This is a genomic window from Vibrio sp. 10N.286.49.B3 (assembly GCF_002873395.1).
Classification (GTDB): Bacteria; Pseudomonadota; Gammaproteobacteria; order Enterobacterales; family Vibrionaceae; genus Vibrio.
Genome location: NZ_MCUV01000004.1, coordinates 92,587 through 110,377, shown reverse-complemented (window position 1 = coordinate 110,377; position 17,791 = coordinate 92,587). Strand labels below are relative to the sequence as shown.

11 protein-coding genes are annotated in these 17,791 nt (G+C 43.0%); 4 read left to right on the top strand and 7 right to left on the bottom strand.

What is annotated here, in order from left to right; all coding sequences use genetic code 11:
- The 4 genes from recG to BCU68_RS03725 all read right to left on the bottom strand — a co-directional run bounded on the left by recG (window position 1) and on the right by BCU68_RS03725 (window position 7,512).
- On the bottom strand, window positions 1-2,100 hold the full coding sequence (gene recG / locus BCU68_RS03740) for an ATP-dependent DNA helicase RecG (protein ID WP_102563461.1): 2,100 nt from the start codon (window positions 2,098-2,100) through the stop codon (window positions 1-3).
- Window positions 2,101-2,186: 86 nt separating this feature from the next.
- Window positions 2,187-4,520: a DUF2357 domain-containing protein gene (locus BCU68_RS03735; RefSeq protein ID WP_241901264.1), complete on the bottom strand. Its 2,334-nt coding sequence runs from the start codon at window positions 4,518-4,520 to the stop codon at window positions 2,187-2,189.
- A gap of 21 nt (window positions 4,521-4,541) precedes the next feature.
- On the bottom strand, window positions 4,542-6,260 hold the full coding sequence (locus BCU68_RS03730) for a restriction endonuclease (RefSeq protein ID WP_241901263.1): 1,719 nt from the start codon (window positions 6,258-6,260) through the stop codon (window positions 4,542-4,544).
- Window positions 6,261-6,264: 4 nt separating this feature from the next.
- The gene (locus tag BCU68_RS03725; protein ID WP_102563460.1) at window positions 6,265-7,512 is read right to left on the bottom strand and encodes a DNA cytosine methyltransferase; all 1,248 of its coding nucleotides are present in this window, start codon (window positions 7,510-7,512) and stop codon (window positions 6,265-6,267) included.
- Between the two features lie 180 nt (window positions 7,513-7,692).
- Between BCU68_RS03725 and BCU68_RS03720 the strand changes: the two genes are divergently transcribed.
- The gene (locus BCU68_RS03720; RefSeq protein ID WP_241901262.1) at window positions 7,693-7,845 is read left to right on the top strand and encodes a DUF2787 family protein; all 153 of its coding nucleotides are present in this window, start codon (window positions 7,693-7,695) and stop codon (window positions 7,843-7,845) included.
- Between the two features lie 102 nt (window positions 7,846-7,947).
- Here the strand turns inward: BCU68_RS03720 and spoT are convergent, their stop codons facing one another.
- From spoT to gmk, 3 genes are all read right to left on the bottom strand, one after another.
- Window positions 7,948-10,068, bottom strand: coding sequence for a bifunctional GTP diphosphokinase/guanosine-3',5'-bis pyrophosphate 3'-pyrophosphohydrolase (gene spoT, locus BCU68_RS03715; RefSeq protein WP_102563459.1), 2,121 nt, complete (start codon window positions 10,066-10,068; stop codon window positions 7,948-7,950).
- Between the two features lie 39 nt (window positions 10,069-10,107).
- Complete coding sequence (gene rpoZ / locus BCU68_RS03710) at window positions 10,108-10,380, bottom strand: DNA-directed RNA polymerase subunit omega (RefSeq protein ID WP_102563458.1); 273 nt, start codon at window positions 10,378-10,380, stop codon at window positions 10,108-10,110.
- A 205-nt stretch (window positions 10,381-10,585) separates the two neighbouring features.
- Complete coding sequence (gene gmk, locus BCU68_RS03705) at window positions 10,586-11,209, bottom strand: guanylate kinase (RefSeq protein WP_102563457.1); 624 nt, start codon at window positions 11,207-11,209, stop codon at window positions 10,586-10,588.
- Between the two features lie 276 nt (window positions 11,210-11,485).
- Between gmk and BCU68_RS03700 the strand changes: the two genes are divergently transcribed.
- The 3 genes from BCU68_RS03700 (at window position 11,486) to BCU68_RS03685 (ending at window position 17,603) form a co-directional block, all read left to right on the top strand.
- Complete coding sequence (locus BCU68_RS03700) at window positions 11,486-11,917, top strand: hypothetical protein (RefSeq protein ID WP_102563456.1); 432 nt, start codon at window positions 11,486-11,488, stop codon at window positions 11,915-11,917.
- 1,291 nt (window positions 11,918-13,208) lie between these two features.
- Window positions 13,209-14,636, top strand: a complete 1,428-nt coding sequence (locus BCU68_RS03690; RefSeq protein ID WP_102563454.1) for an NAD-dependent succinate-semialdehyde dehydrogenase — start codon at window positions 13,209-13,211, stop codon at window positions 14,634-14,636.
- A gap of 255 nt (window positions 14,637-14,891) precedes the next feature.
- The gene (locus BCU68_RS03685) at window positions 14,892-17,603 is read left to right on the top strand and encodes a glycosyl hydrolase family 18 protein (protein WP_157935160.1); all 2,712 of its coding nucleotides are present in this window, start codon (window positions 14,892-14,894) and stop codon (window positions 17,601-17,603) included.
- Window positions 17,604-17,791 lie beyond the last annotated feature (188 nt).

The window sequence follows — 17,791 nt, the reverse complement described above, 5'->3', positions numbered from 1 at the left end:
TTAAGCTTTGGCGTAGATGTCTTTTTCACCCAACCAGCGGTCGATGATAGGTTTTGCTCGCTCGGGATGCTGGTCGTGGATAAAGCGTGCCATGCGTTGCACTTCTGGGATCAAACGTTGGTCGCGCACTAGATCAGCAATTTTAAAATCAGCCAGCCCGGTTTGTTTGGTGCCAAGCAGCTCACCGGGACCACGAATTTCTAAATCTTTTTGAGCAATCACGAAGCCATCATTACTTTCTCTTAATACCCCTAAGCGCTTTTTCGCCGTTTTTGATAGTGGAGCATGGTAGAGCAATACACAGTGACTGGCGACCGAACCACGTCCCACACGACCACGTAATTGGTGCAACTGTGCTAGACCAAGGCGCTCTGGGTTCTCGATGATCATTAAGCTCGAGTTAGGGACATCAACGCCCACTTCAATCACGGTTGTAGCCACCAACAAATGCAGTTCATTGTCTTTAAACTGCTTCATCACAGCCTGTTTCTCTGCCGACTTCATTCGACCATGCACTAAGCCAATGTTCACATCGGGTAAAATGCGCTGCAACTCTTCAGCCGTCTCTGCCGCGGCTTGCGCTTCCAGAGCTTCGGATTCATCAATGAGAGTACAAACCCAATAGGCTTGTTTGCCTTCGTTTAAGCAGGCATGGCGCACGCGAGCAATAATATCATCACGTTTAGTATCGGGTAGGGCAACGGTTTGAATCGGGGTACGACCCGGTGGTAGTTCATCGATAACGGACGTTTCTAAATCGGCATAAGCGGTCATGGCTAAAGTGCGCGGAATCGGGGTTGCCGTCATGATTAATTGATGAGGATAAGCGCCCTGTTTTGCGCCTTTTTCTCGCAACTCTAAACGCTGGTGGACACCAAAACGGTGCTGCTCATCGATGATCACCAGCGCCAATTGGTCAAACTCAACATGTTGCTGAAAGAGGGCATGCGTTCCCACCACCATTTTCGCGCTGCCTGATGCGATTTTCTCTAACTGGGCTTGTTTCGCTTTGCCAGTCAACTTACCTGCCAGCCACGCCACTTCAATGCCCATCGGAGCAAGCCAAGCGGCAAAGTTGATCGCATGTTGCTCGGCAAGTAATTCCGTCGGTGCCATTAGTGCCACTTGATGACCGTGTTCAATCGCTCGCACCGCTGCCATCGCTGCCACTAAGGTTTTGCCTGAACCCACATCCCCTTGCACCAAGCGCATCATCGGGTGTGACTTCACTAAATCGGTCTCAATTTCTTGCACCACACGCTTTTGGGCACCAGTAGGCTCAAAAGGTAATTGGGCAAGTAACTGCTGCTTTAAGCTCTTATCACCAAGGTTTAAATCGGCTAATGGAAAGCCGACATCTTGCTGTCCTTCACTGCGCACCGCGAGCATGGATAGGTTTTGTGCCAGTAACTCTTCAATGATCAGGCGCAGTTGAGCGGGATGTTTTCCTTCATCAAAGGCGTGCAAATCAATGGTCGATGGCGGGCGATGAATGGTGTGCAGCGCTTGCGTTAGGGTAGTTTGATCGGGATATAAGCCAGCAGGTAGCAACTCCGTCACCGCCGTTTTATCGAGTAAATCGAGCGCTTGGTCGGTTAAATTACGCAGTGTGGTTTGGCGTAATCCATCCGTTGTTGGGTAAACCGGCGTTAATGAAGCTTGCCCTTCTTCTGGCTCGTCATGGTCGGAGTGGCTCGGGAATTTATAATCAGGATGAACGATTTCTAAGCCCAGTCCTCCACGCTTAATCTCCCCATAGGCATGCACTTTTTTTCCTTCCGCAAAGGCATTTTTCATCCCAGCGGTAAAATTGAAAAAGCGCAGAGTCAGCGTACCATGGGCATCTTTTATCTTCACCGCTAACATCTTACGTTTACCAAAGACGGTATCAACACTGACCACACGACCTTGCACTGCTGCCCATAAGCCAGGGTGTAATTTGACGATAGGATAAACGCGGCTGCGGTCTTCATAACGAGAAGGCAGATGAAAGAGCAAGTCTTGAGCGTTATTCAAGCCGACTTTACTCAGTTTCTCGGCGACTTTTGCCCCTACGCCAGAGAGGGAAGTTAACGGGATAGCGGAAAGAAGTTGCGACATAAAACGCTCAAAAATTAAAAACCTAGATAAATGAATTCAAGCACTTTACTGTCTTTTTGTACAGACTTTTTCTATTGGTGTTGTGTTCACCATGTGTTATCTAGGCCGTTATATAACTGAAACTCACCGGTGATATCATCCCAATGTTGTATTTGTTTCAGGTGCTCTGCTTTCGTTAATTTAAACTTAAAGTGTGCTTCATAAGGCACTTCAATTTCACTTTCAAGCTTGATTGGTCCTGCTGAAAACTCAAAAAACCAATAAAGGCGACTATCGGTGCTTGTCTTGCCTGTGAACGTTTCATCAATGCTGTGTCTTGGCATCAATTTAACATTTCGTACATGGTAAAGGTATTGACCAACCTGCATATTACCGTCATCTTGGCTGCGAACGGTGACGATGAAATAACGCACTTCACGAATGATATTACGATGAATGTTTTGACGGTTAGTGGCCAACAATTGAGTGTGGTAACCCTTTAACTTGCCTTCTCTTGCTTGTTGAATATAGTGCGAATGACGGTTTAGTTCATTTAACGGTGCAACCATCGTCAAACCAGTATGTCGTACTACATTCTGTCCATAAGGTGCAATTCGTGCAGCCTCTTCTACAAAATAGTAATCCTGACTGCGCTGCTGGTAGGGATTGGTATTCATTCCCAATTTTAGTTTTAGATAATCTTGCAGCCATACACGATGGCTTTGCTGATTAGTGTCACTTGGTAATAAGGCAAACGCTCCGATGCCAATTTGGTCAATCGCCTCTTGATATGGATTACTGATGGTCGTTTGATCGCAAAAACCAGGATACAAGGCAAAAGCACCCATTACCGGACGACTTTTTATCGGGGCTTCATTGGTGAGTTTTTGCTGGTGAATAATGGCATCACGATAACGGTGCATTTGATTTATCGCATCTTCTGGCACGGCATCCTTACCGGCTATCTGTTCATTATCAATCCGATATTTTGCATCAAATATAATGAAGAATGATTCCTGATTTGCCAAGATAACTTGCAGTACAATATCTGGTCGTTGCTTTGCCAGCCAGGTACGATTATCCGCCTTATGATTAGGTGCAAAAGTTGGTTCATGTGCTAGTTTGATTTTCATACCATCACTTCGATGATATTCAAAGGCCGCTGCCATGCCATTTTTACTAAACTGTTTTTCAAATTGAACTTGTTTGAGTTTAAATAGCTCTCTTTTTTGCTCTTCAAATCCTAGGCTTTTAATTACCTCCATCACCTCAACAAAACACCAGATTTCATATAAATCAGCCACTGATTTAACGGCTATATCTGCACCCTTTCCGGTTTTATTTAGGTAGTGCTTTAATTGCTGCCAAACCTTATACACTTTCGCATAACCATTACCTTGCTGAAGCACTTTAGAATCACTGTTTAGTCCATTAAAGTGACCCACCTCTCGCCAAAACTGTTGATTTTTCATCTTATTGAATGTGTTGTGCCATGTGTTTAACTTATCAATAAAAGAGTGAGAGGCTTTGGTTTTATCATTGCTATTAATAGCGATAATGATATTTTTTAAGTTATCCGTAATGTGATTAATCACCATTTTGATAAAACGGTTTTCTGGCGTATCGATATGGAGCTTTTTGTAGTTAACGCTCATTCGCGGGTTCGCCACACCACTGGCTAGCAATTGTTGGGCTTTTTCTGTTTGCTTTGGCTTTTGTTGCTTATTAATTCGGTCGAGCTTTTGCTGTTTGGTGAATGACTGTAAACGATGGTGAGGAGCGTTGATTATTTGCTTAACTCCTCGCGCGAATTCAGTCACTAATCTTTCAAATTGCGCCAACCAAAACAGTTCAAATTTATCAGTGCTGCGGTTTGATTTACTCACCTGCTGACTGGTTTTACTGATTAAACTGTAACGCCATAAAGGATAAATACTATCAATAGCTTGGTTGATCAGAGTGAGGTCTTGCTCCATGACCATTTTGGTTGCAAAAATATTGAAACGAATATCAACAGAACAAGATTTACCTGCGACAAGATACTCAACTGCAAAATGGCAGTGACCAATATCATTACCAAAGTTCAGCGCGCCTTGCAGTGCGTTGCCTTTGCGGTTTAAATGAAATGCTTTTTCAATTAATCGATGCTTATGGTGCACAGCCGCTGAGTTATTCTGAACATGATGGTTAAATTCAATTTCAAACCAATATTGGCGGTTTTCAAAAAAGAATGGTGTTTCTAAAGGCTCACCATTATCAAAGCTTGCGGGTTCTTGATCGATTAAAACAGCAATGATGTCCCCACTAGGTAAGGCAACACTACGCTGTAAATAGGTATGCTTCATTTTTTTAAGCGGCTTTACGATATCATCACAACAGATATAAAGCGTAAAGTCTGGATGCTTAAACTTGATGGTGGCGCGCTTATCCTTAATCGTCACTGTTCATTCTTCCTAGCGCCTCTATGGCCAAAATGATGTAAAGCCGTTGTCTAATTTGATCTGCATGGCTGTCAGTTTTATCTTAGAGCGGCATTGTACCGTTACGATTTTATTCGCAGCCTCTTTACCTTCACGTAGCAAATCGATTCGCTCACTGTCCCAAATACTGCTCAGTGTTTGGCTTATCTCTTTTTGTAATGTTTCCAGCAATGGCTCGCCTTCTTGTGTGGTGAGTTTATCTTCATCACCTTCAATGCGGGGTAGTACTTTACACATCAAAAAGTCATCAAAAACGGCGGCTAAATGCTCTTCATTTTCTGGTGCAAAGCTAATAACGGACAGACATAACTCATTAAACGCGCGAAAGGCAAGTTCAAATGGTGTTCCTTTTAGCACCGTATTAATCACCTTAAAGAAGGTGGTAGTTTTGCTTGCATCAGGGTCAGCAGTAACCGTTTCGAATTTTTCAAGTTTGGCTTGGCTGTAAATAGGAAAGCTGAGGGTTTTTGGGGATGATTTTGCTTCAAAAAATTCGTCGATGTCATTTGGGAAAAACTCACCGAAATCGAAGCTTAATGCACGATCAATCACTTTGCGTGAGAAACCATGCGTGGTTTCATCCATATTGACGGTGCCAGCAACAATTAAATTAAAGGGAATGCTGATGCCATATGTACAAAATAACTGCCATAATTCATCATATTGCTCATCTTTAAAGCCCAGTTGCTTGCGAAGCTGTTCAGTGTAGTCTTGATGGTTGATAACAGAGGCACTCAATAGTGCATCACAGCCATAAGTAAACTCATCACTGTTCGCCCAATCCCACTCTCTGGTTTCAATAATGGATAGGTAGTCTGCAAAGTATTGTTCTACAGGTGCCAGATTCATTTCATCGAGACAGAGCCAGTAAGGGATTGCACGGTTCAATGCTTCACTGTTGCCTTGCACGACTAATTTTGACTCACCGCAGTCATCCACTTTTGAGCTGACGGTAAAGCCACCGTGAAAGATACTACGCCACGCTTTTGCGATAAACTCAATAACGTCGGTACTCACATATTCTGACTGACCTTTTAGACGGGATACGTAACCCAGTAAGTCACTCGGCTCGTGCCAATCGGGACGCACTGAGGTCAGACAATAGCTTTCACTTAACGACCCCAATGCTTCAACTTGTTTACGAATAAAGCGTGTTTTACCCGTCCCGGAGATACCCGCCAAAAGCAGGAAAGGCTTAGGTAAAGGGGTTGTCGGTATATTTTTTATTGGTGGTGCACTAGAAGTGAAGTTTGATGAATTAATAGGAGGAGTATATTTAGCTATTAACTTTGTTACGCGTTTAATTGATTCATCTAATGCATGTACTGATAAATCAATAGTACTATCATCAAACTTCGCTTCATCCTCTTGATTTGCCCAACTAATAAGCTTAGATAATGTAGTAAAGCATGGTTTGGTTTGTACTGTAATCATTGATTTAAGAGCTAGATCTTGAAAATGTTTTGAACCAGCATCACGCCATTCTTTTTCAACATAACTCGTCAGCTTAGAAAAGTGCTGTAGATTAGCCTTAATATCCTCTAAACCTTGCAAGAGAGAAGATAAAGAAACAGTGAACTCCTTAACTCCTCCTCTGGCTCCGCTATTTCTAAAATTAACAAAGCCACCACTGATTCCAAGTTCACACAAAAACTTCGATTGTAATTCTGCCGACTTTAAGTATGTATTAAGATCTTTCAATTAACTACTCCATATATTTATTTACTTCAAATGCTAGTGCCTCGATTACAGGTACTGAGACACTATTTCCAAACTGTTTATATGCTTGAGTATTGGAAACACTAGGCATAAAACTATCAGGAAATCCTTGCAATCTAGCGGCTTCTCTAGGGCTGATTTTTCTTGGGTTCTTACCGTCTTGAGCTAACAAAATTTCACTACCATCTTTGTAGTAACGAGCTGAAATTGTGTTTGTATATTCACTATCGGGTGTAACTAAGCCATATCCAAAGCCTTTACCTTTAGCTTTATTTTCAATTTTTCTACGCTGATGTCCCGCCCATAAACGATCTGAAATAGTTAGCTTTTCGGAAGGTTTATCTTCTAAAATATCAGCAACTTTAGTTATTATATCCAGTGGCTTAGGGTATTCAAATTTCTCAATTAAGCCATCTCTCCATAATACAATATAGATACGCTGCCTATTTTGTGGAACACCAAAATCAACAGATTTCATTATCATTTTTTTAGCTTCAATTTGAATCTGTTTAGCAGTTCCATTTTCAATCAGTTCTTTAGGAATATTGCAGCTGTAACCAATATCAGTGAGTGTTTTAAGAATAACTTTTAACGTATGCCCTTTATCGTGGCTCACTAGACCTTTTACATTTTCTAATAGTGCAAACTTTGGCTGTTTCTCTTCAATGATACGCGCGATATTATGAAATAATGTACCTCGAGTATCATCAATACCTAACTTCAAACCTGCGTGTGAAAATGGCTGACAAGGAAACCCAGCTAAAAGTACATCATGATCAGGGATGTGAGTAGGCTCAACAGAAGTAATATCCCCAAATGGAAATTCACCATGATTATTACGATATGTCGCTTGAGCAAATTTATCAAACTCTGATGAAAACACACAGGTTCCACCATTGTTTTGAAAACCCAAACGTACTCCGCCTATGCCCGCAAATAAATCAATGAATTTAAAATTACTACTCTTACTTGGTTTTAGCTCCAAGCTATTAAATACAATATCAAAAAAGGTAGCACGATCAGTGAACAGACCTTCCGACTGTAAGCGAGTCATCACATTATTTTTTAATTCATCAGCTGAGATTAAATCCTTTTTACAGAAAAATTGACTATCCGTAGCAATCGCATGTATCCATTGATCGACAACAGCTTTGGTTTCCGTACCTTCCGGTTTATGAGGTTCTGCTAACGGAGATAATAAATTTTCTATACTTTCTAAAGAGTTAATGCTCATAAATCCCAACTGATATTCCAAAATACTATACTTAACACAATTAACTCACCATTATACCGCAACTTTCATAATTCTAATTGCTTTATATAATTATCCAGATATTTATAACACCAAACCCAAAACACCCCTAAATTAGAACGCTCTTCTCGTTAAACGTATCGTTTGTTAGGATATCAAGATATGGTCTTGAATAAGCCGAGTTGCGAGCTGCCTATCTCAACTCGCTTTCACAACGCTGAAGCTGGTGGGCTTCATCCAGTAGAAATCATGATCTGTAATGAAGGCGATAAATGGCGACTCTGTTACATCACCGACTTTACTTTTTATGGCTAATGCGGACCTATGATGTGACGAGAGCAGTTCAGAGACAAAAAAGCCAGAAGGAAGGATGAACTTCTTTCTGGCTTTCTGCATATAGACTCGTGCTTAGTAAGATTAGTTACGGCGACGACGAACTTTAAGCGTTCCTGGCATCACACGAATATGCTTCATGATTTTCGCTAAGTGAATACGGTCTTTAGTGGTTAGCAATACAGAAACCGTATAAAGACGACCATCTCGCTCTTCGGTTGATAGACCATGAATATTCGAGCCAGTTTGTGAGATAACATTGGTGAGTTCTGCCAACGCACCTTGCTGATTATGGACATCAACACGTAACTCAGTAATGAACTCTTGATCAAACTCAGTCGACCATTCAACAGCCATGTACTTATCCGATTCACGTTGATAACCACGAATATTCGGACAGTTCTCACGGTGCACAACCAGACCACGACCCGGTGATACGTGAGCAATAATGTCATCGCCAGGAATCGGGTGACAACAGTTAGCAAAGGTCAGCAAAATACCTTCAGCACCACGAATTGGTAGCTTACGTTTTGGCGTACCATCGCTATTGATCACTTCCGTCAGTTCATCGGCATCACCTAATAGACGGCGAGCAACAACGATACTCATCAGTTCACCTAACCCGATTGCAGCGAGTAGATCATCTTCATCTTCAAGACGCTGCTCTGATAGCACTTGTTTAAGGTTATCAGGGTTAATATCACTAATGGAGTGTTGACCAAGGGCGTGATTAAGTAGGCGACGACCAAGCGTAACCGAATCGGCACGACGCATGGTTTTCAGTACTTGGCGGATCTTAGTACGTGCACGCGATGTCACGACATAGTTAAGCCAAGCGGCATTCGGACGAGCGCCCGGAGCACTAATAATTTCAATCGTTTGACCATTACGCAGTGATTTGCTCAGTGGGTATGGGTTCATGTCCACACGCGCACCAACACACATGTTACCGACATCGGTATGCACAGCGTAAGCAAAATCAACCGGAGTCGCATCGGCAGGAAGCTCAACAATGCGTCCTTTCGGCGTGAAAACAAAAATCTCATCCGGGAAAAGATCAGATTTTACGTTCTCGATAAATTCAAACGAGTTACCCGCACTCTGTTGCAGCTCTAATAAGCTTTGCATCCAGCGTTGGGCTTTCACTTGCGCGGTGGTGCCAGTGCGATCGCCATTGCCTTTATAAGACCAGTGCGCCGCGACCCCTTTATCCGCCATTTGATCCATATCTTCAGTACGGATCTGCACTTCAACCGGTACGCCATGAGGACCTACCATTGAAGTATGAATCGATTGATAGCCGTTGGCTTTTGGCACAGCAATGTAATCTTTTACTCGACCAGGACGTGGCTTGTATAAGTTGTGTGCTTGACCCAATGCGCGATAACACGTATCAGCAGAGTCAACGACAATACGGAATGCGTAGATATCCATAATGGTGTGGAAACGCTGCTCTTTACTTTTCATCTTGTTATAGATGGAGAACAGGTTCTTCTCACGACCAAAGACGCGTGCCGATAGACCGACATCATGCAGTCGACCTTCGATTTCGCTATGGATACGTTGGATCATCTCTTTACGATTACCACGCGCCGCTTTCACCACATTTTTTAAAACGCGATAACGATTAGGGTAGAGCGCTTCAAAGCCTAACTCTTCCAATTCGGTTTTAATATTGTGGATACCCAGACGGTGGGCAAGAGGTGAATAAATTTCTAGAGTTTCACGAGCAATACGACGCTTTTTGTCAGGACGAAGTGCCCCAAGTGTACGCATGTTGTGAGTTCGGTCTGCCAGTTTGATTAAGATGACACGAATGTCTTGTACCATCGCCAGCACCATTTTACGGAAGTTTTCCGCTTGGGCTTCTTTGCGATCTCGAAACTTAAGTTTATCGAGTTTAGATACCCCATCCACTAACTCAGCAACGGTAGTGCCAAATTGAGCTTCAAGTTCTTCTTTACTGACTTCGGTATCTTCGATGACATCATGAAGAAGTGCTGCTTGAAGTGTCTCTGTATCAAGGCGCATTTCCGCCAAGATCCGAGCAACAGCAACCGGGTGAATGATATAAGGCTCGCCACTAGAGCGACTTTGCCCCTCATGCGCGTCCCGCGCTACCACAAAAGATTGACGCAGAGCCTCTACCTGAGGCTCTGTTAGATATTCTTGGGCAACGTCTTTGAGGCTATCGAATAGATACAAATTATAGACCCGAAAAGTTACTTGATACGAATAACCGAATTAACGGGTATGTGTAATGCTACTTACCGCAGCCAGCTCAGCCGCTTCTTGCTCTTGCTGTTCTTGGCGCTCACGTGCGTCCAATACATCTTTCGTGATAAGACCTTCTTCGATTTCGCGTAGAGCGATAACCGTAGGCTTATCATTTTCTTCTGGCACTAGTGAATCTTTACCGCCAGTTTGCATTTGACGAGCGCGACGAGCAGAGATTAGAACTAGGTCGAAACGGTTGCCAACTTTTTCAACAGCGTCTTGAACAGTTACGCGTGCCATGAGAACTCCAAATAGTTAACTAATTAATTTTTAATGACGAGAAAGTATACAAGTTTCGTCCAGCTTTAGCTAGATCGAGGCAGACTTATCTCACTGATAAATACTGCTCGCCAACGATAATAGACCTGAACGCCATATAAATAGACAGAGAAGCCGTTAAATCGCCAAGCCAGCAGTAAAGATTTGTATGTATGCTGGTGTCTGATTACTCAGATAATAGTGCGGTCAGCATACCTTGATACTTAGCGCTTTGCTTGTCTTGTTTCAGACGCTCGGCACGGATAATAGCTTTAAAGTCAATTAAAGCGTTATCAAAGTCATCATTAATGATCATGTAATCATATTCATTGTAGTGAGAAATCTCTGATTTTGCCTCACTCATTCGTTTTGCAATGACTTCAGGAGCATCTTGACCACGAGTATTTAGACGACGTTCTAGTTCACCATTTGACGGTGGCAGAATGAAGATGCTTTTCGCTTGTGGCATTTGCTCACGAATTTGACGTGCACCTTGCCAGTCGATATCGAGGAAGACATCGATACCTTTATTTAGGTTATCTTCAATCCAAACACGAGAGGTACCGTAGTAGTTACCAAATACTTCTGCGTACTCAAGGAATAAGCCTTGTTCAATTAAAGACTTAAATTCTTCTTTCGCAATGTAGTGGTAATGGGTGCCATCGATCTCACCTGGGCGAGCATCACGAGTCGTATGAGACACAGAGACTTTCATCGCATAGGTAGGGTTCGTTTCCAGCATCGCTGAGATTAAGCTCGATTTACCGGCGCCGCTAGGAGCAGATACGATATAGAGAGTGCCTTTGCCCATCTTTATATTTCCACGGTTGGTTGGATTGAATGCTAAGTGTAGTGCTTAGCCTATTAAAATGCGTGTTCTGAGTGAAAAGCACCCAGAAAAATGGAGGCGAAGAGTAGCATAAACGGCGAGTTAGGTGAATATGTAAATGATGACATTTTTTTGTCCTTATCAAGAGTGATAAGCACACGGTTGTATGGAGGGTTGAGTCCTGCAAATGAGATTAAATAGATCATATTTGTATGGGTAATATAACCATCAGTAGCCAACAACTCGGGACTCTCTATTATGAAAAAAACACTTTTACTTGCTGCACTTATTTCTGCTGCTTTTAATGTTTCAGCTCAAACAGCAACCACACAAGACATTCAAGAAGTTAACCAAGTGATGCGAGAACTCGTTTCAGTGTCAGGCCAAGAAGATATCTTTGCTAGCGTACATAATGAAGGGACGCAGTTTGAATATGTTGACTACCAAGTTGTGGTACATGAAAGTTTAAGTAAAGCTTTAGTTTCGGCAACTTACGCTAAGCATATCAACTTGGAAAAACAAGATCAGTTCTTTGTTTATGGTCACGATAGCCTAGATAAGCTCAATCAAGAGATCATCAAAAAAATTGAGCAAGATTCACCAAACTTTTTCTCCGTAGATGTCTATCGCAATAAACTTGGTAAGTCGGATAAATTTGAGTACGTAGCAAAAGTTATCGAATACAAATAAATCATCACTTTAAAGAACCCAAAATCACTCTATATGGTTGTATTGTCGGTAGATGAGGTAACGTCTCTACTCGCTAGAATAAAATAGCCCTATAGATGTTATTTTTGTGACATTACTTCAAAAAAACAGAGTGGAAGTCTAAAATCGTGATATATCACGCATAACGATTGGTTGTGTATATTATTACTAACATAATTATTATCAGCGTGTAATGCTAAAGGGGTAGTTTCGATTTTGGGGTAAGCAACGGCATGACCTGCATTTTCGATACTACTTCGAACAGCGCATAAGATTATCACTAAGATGACAACGCGTTTGCTAGGGATATTATACCAATCTACTCGCAGTGATTAGTATCCGGTTTAAAAACAAAAGGGCGCTTCTATCTAATAGAAGCGCCCTTTTTGCTGTCTATCTAACAGTGACGATATGACCACAGTTAGAGCAGCGGAGTATTTCTTTAATACCAATGAGCCTTTGCCAGAAGCTCCTTCGTTGACGTTGCAAGTATTGAGAATGGTTGCACATATTAAGCCTATTATTTCTTTGAATTATTTTATGAATCTTATTTATAGTTTTATTATAAAAGATCTTTAGCTGAAAAAATGGAACTAATATCACACAAGTTGAATGGGTTTATTGTACTTTTGTGATAAATGTTGCGTATTGTGTGTGGTAAGCTTGCTGCGGTGAATATGAACAGGTTTTTCATTTATAAGCTTAATCACAGTGTCAAATTGTAAGATGTGTGCCTGGACAAAATATGTCTATTTTCGAGATTATTTAGAATAGAATGCAAAATAAACAAAAGGGCGCTTCTTAATGAAGCGCCCTTTTTGCTGTCTATCTAACCGTGATGATATGACCACAGTTAGAGCAGCGGAGTATTTCTTTAATACCAATGAACCGCTGCCAGAAATTTCTATGTTGACGTTGTAAATGTTGTGAGTGGTCACATTGATCCATAATATTCCCTTATATCTAATTAACGACAACTTAAATGAAGGTGGTAATTTTTATTGTTATCGACACTTCAATCAAGTATGACCATGGTAGCGTACAAGGTGTTTTTTTCAACAGCATTTGATTAAAAAGTGTTCGAATCCTATTTTTGAGATTTATGTCAGGATGGTTGGTTTTATCGAATATAAGCTTCTAATTTAATTGAGTTTTATAAGTAAGTGGTGCGCTAAGCCAAAGTATAGCAATGACCAAATTGTCATCCATTGACACAATTATTATAATGCAACTACATGAGTATTGTAGAAAACAGCCACATAAAGGGAATGTCATGCAGCATATTCAAAACCGAACCCTATTATCATTTATGGATGTCAGCGCACCATCTCAACTGGCAGTGACGAACCCTGCAACCGGTGAGCAAATAGGGCATGTTCCCATTAGCTGTGTCAAAAGTGTTAATCAAGGTATTGAACGAGCTCATGATGCGCAAAAAGAGTGGGCTAAACAGACAGCAAAGCAACGGGCAGTAATATTAAAAGCGTGGTATGAATTGCTGATGGAAAACCAAGCCGATCTCGCGCGGCTGATGACGCTAGAGCAAGGTAAACCGCTGGCAGAGTCCATGGGAGAGGTGAGCTATGGTGCAAGCTTTGTTGAATGGTTTGCAGAAGAAGCCAAGCGTGCCTACGGTGATTCCATTCCTGCGCCAGCTGCGGGTAAAAACTTAGTCACCATCAAGCAACCAATTGGCGTTGCCTGCGCGATTACCCCATGGAACTTTCCCATCGCCATGATCACCCGTAAAGCCGCCCCAGCCCTTGCTGCCGGTTGTAGCTTTATCATCAAACCAGCAGAGCTGACACCACTTTCAGCTTTTGCGGTTGCCGAGTTAGCTTATCAAGCCGGGATTCCACGTGACCTATTACAAGTCGTGATTGGTGAAGATGCGCCGCAAATTGGTGACGCTTTTACCTCACACCCATTGATCCGCAAACTCTCTTTTACCGGGTCGACACGGGTGGGCAGTTTACTCATGGCGCAGTGTGCACAAAGTGTTAAGCGCACCTCGATGGAGTTGGGAGGCAATGCCCCATTTATCGTCTTTGATGATGCGGATATCGACGCCGCAGTTCAAGGAGCCATGCTATCGAAATTTCGCAATGCTGGACAAACCTGCGTCTGTGCCAATCGCTTTTACGTCCACAGCAAGGTGTACGATGAGTTCGTCAGCAAATTCGATGCGGCAGTAAAAACCTTGAAAGTCGGTAATGGGTTAGAGGAAGGCACTACCGTTGGTCCTGTTATTAGCCAAGCTGCGAAACAAAATATCCAAGCGATGGTAGAGCGTGCTATTGAGCAAGGCGCGAACCCGACCTCTCCGATTAAGCAGTTGGATGGCTTGTTTGTTCAGCCAGTGATCTTAACCGATGTCAGCCATGGTATGGATATTATCCAACAAGAGATCTTTGGTCCTGTTGCTCCTGTGGTCTGTTTTGATAGCGATGAATCCTTAATCGAGATGGCAAACGACACCATTTATGGATTAGCCGCGTACTTTTATAGCCAGAATATTCACCGTATTTGGCAGATTTCAGAAGCATTGGAATATGGCATGATCGGCATTAATGACGGCATTATCTCCACAGAGGTCGCCCCATTTGGCGGAGTTAAGCAATCGGGTATTGGTCGGGAAGGGGCTAAGCAAGGTTTAGATGAGTACCTAGATATCAAATACCTTTGCTTTGGTGGCCGTTAATTTTCAAGATTAATAAACACAGCCTTTTTCTTGCTCTCATAACTTTATGTTTGATGAAAATCAAGTGCAAAAGTCAGAGGAATGTGTGCAAACGGCAATAAATATTAAGAGTGTGATTTTCTCCCACAGAATGGTGTTCTGTTAGTGGTTTTTCATTTATATCAGGTCTAATAACTCGGCAGCTTTCAATCCGATGACTGCCTTTCAATTGACTTGAACATTAATTGTGAAAAATAAATAACAGGATAGCTTAACGTGAAAAAAACAGTACTAGCACTTTTAATCGGGGGCATGTCATTCAATACGATGGCAGCCGCGCCGGGCGTTCCAACCATTAATGAATGGGGCGATCTCAACTACTCATTTGTTGAAGTAGACGATACCAAACAGTCATACCGTGATTTAATTACGCTACACGATGAAGTGGTGGTTGATATCTCATGGTCTGTTTGGACTGGCGATCCCGCTACCCAATCAGCGATCTTACTCAATGGCGAAGTCGTTTGGCAAGCCGATGGTAACCCAGGTAAAGCCAGTTTTAATATCGAAAAATCCGGTCGCTATGAGCTTGTTGTGGAGCTATCAAATGATGATGGCGCCAGCGTAAGTACGCCAAAAAATGTTGTGGTTGCCGATACAGATGGCGCACACATGGAGCCGCTGGAAGCTCAATACCTAGAAAACAACAAGCCATACACCAATACATCGGGCAGTGTGGTGAGTACCTATTTCGTAGAGTGGTCAGGCTATGAGCGTGACTACCTAGCAGCAAAAATCCCACATGAAAACTTAACGCACCTTATCTACGCGTTCGTACCAATTTGTGGTGCAGACATGAATGACAGCGTGAAAGAAATTGATGGCAGTTACCAACAGTTACTGCGTGCTTGTGAAGGCGTTGATGACTTTGAACTGGCTCTACATGACCCGTGGGCAACCGTGCAAAATACCTTTAATGGTCATTTCACATGGGCCGACAACTTTAAAGGTAACTTTGGTCAGCTAATGCAGATCAAACAAGCCAACCCGGATCTAAAAATCGTTCCTTCTCTTGGTGGCTGGACACTTTCAGACCCATTCTATTTCATGCACGATGAAGAAGGTCGTAAAACATTTATCAACTCAGTACGTCAATTCCTACTGACATGGAAATTCTTCGACGGCATTGATATCGATTGGGAATACCCAGGCGGTGGCGGTGCGAATCCAAACCTTGGCGACCCTGAAAAAGATGGCGAGCTATACGTAACGCTGATGAAAGAGTTACGTGAAATGATGGACGAACTAGAAGCAGAAACCGGTCGTACTTTCGAGCTCTCTTCAGCAGTACACACTTCATCAACAAAACTTGGCGTTGTCGATTTCAATCAAGCGCAGCAGTACATGGATTACATCTACGTGATGAGCTACGACATGTACGGTGCCTTTGATACTGAAAACCTTGGTCACCAATCTGGTATTTACCAACCAGAACATGACGTCCCATACGACTTTAACTTGAATGAAGGCGTACAGCACCTAATCGAAGCCGGTGTGGATAGAAAACGTATCATTCCTGGCGTACCAAAATACGGGCGTGGTTGGACTGGCGTACATGATTATGTTAACGACAACCCATTCTCAGGTCGTGCAACAGGCGCAATCAAAGGTACATGGGAAAACGGCGTTGTTGATTACCGTGATATCCGAGCTAACCGCAGCGGTGGTGATTGGGAAGAGCGTTATGATGAGCAAGCAGAAGCGTCATACATGTGGAACCCAACAACCAAAGAGCTGATCACATTTGATAATGAACGTGCTGTACTTGCGAAAGGTCAATACGTACGTGAACACGGTCTTGGCGGCTTAATGTCGTGGGAAATTGATGGCGATAACGGTGATGTGCTTAACGCTATGCATGAGTCTCTCGGTCATGGCGATGATAATGGCGAACTGCCACCCGTCAACAAGCCACCGGTTGCCAACGCAGGTCAAGATCATGAAGTTAGTGGTCCAGTAGAAGTGACGCTAGATGGCAGCGCTTCTTACGATCCAGAAGGTGAAGCACTGACCTACACATGGACACAAATTGGTGGCGAGCAGGTTGAGCTAATCAATGCTGACCGTGCACAAGCGACCGTGTTTGTACCAGCGGTTGATGAAGACCAAACCTACAGCTTCTCACTAACGGTAACCGACCCTGAAAACCTAACGGGCACCGATTCAGTGGCGATTGCTAACCTAGCTGAAGAGCCAGAAAACCAGCCGCCAACGGTTGAGCTTCCAGCGACACTAACCGTGAAATCAGGTCAACAATTTAGCCTGACAGCACAAGCAAACGATCCTGAAAACGATCCATTAACGTTTGACTGGTCAGTGCCAAGTAACTTTGAGGTGATCAGCGGCTACGGCTCAAAGACACTTGTGGTAAAAGCGCCAACCACCACAGAAGATATCGTCACTGATATTAGCGTCTTGGTTTCCGATGGTCAGCTTGACGCTAAAGCAAGCACGACGATTATCGTAGAAAAAATGATAGTGATTGATCCAGGAACCGGTACGCCAATTGAAGCGCCTGAAGAAGGTGAAAGCGGTAAGCCAGCAGAACCAGGTACACCAGATGAGCCACTTATCCCTGGCGAACCGGGTGAGCTTCCAGGTGAATGTTCAGTGGAAGATCCAAACCTAGGTGATTTCCCTGCATACCAAGCCGGTCAAGTGTACAACGGTGGTGACACAGTGAGTCATGATGATCTCGTTTGGAAAGCGAAGTGGTGGACACAAAATACCGCGCCTTCTCTAGCCGCTGACGTATGGGAACTGCACAGCACCGTTGCGATGGGTTGGAATGCTGACACCGTTTACAATGGCGGTGATGAAGTTGACCACGGCGAGCGTCGCTACCAAGCAAAATGGTGGACTCAAGGTGAGAACCCAACAACAAGCAGTGTTTGGGAAGACATCGGTGAGGCGGTTTGCCCAGAGTAAGCTCAATGAGTTCTAGCTAGCATCACACTTAGTGACTCGTTAGCATCACACTGAGTTAAAGACACAAAACCTTGGCTTTTCATTAGGCCAAGGTTTTTTTGTTGTTTAAGCTTGGACGCGTTAATGAAAACCGAATAAGCATTAAAAAAACTAATTTCTATATTGACAGTTAAAACTGGGAAGCATAT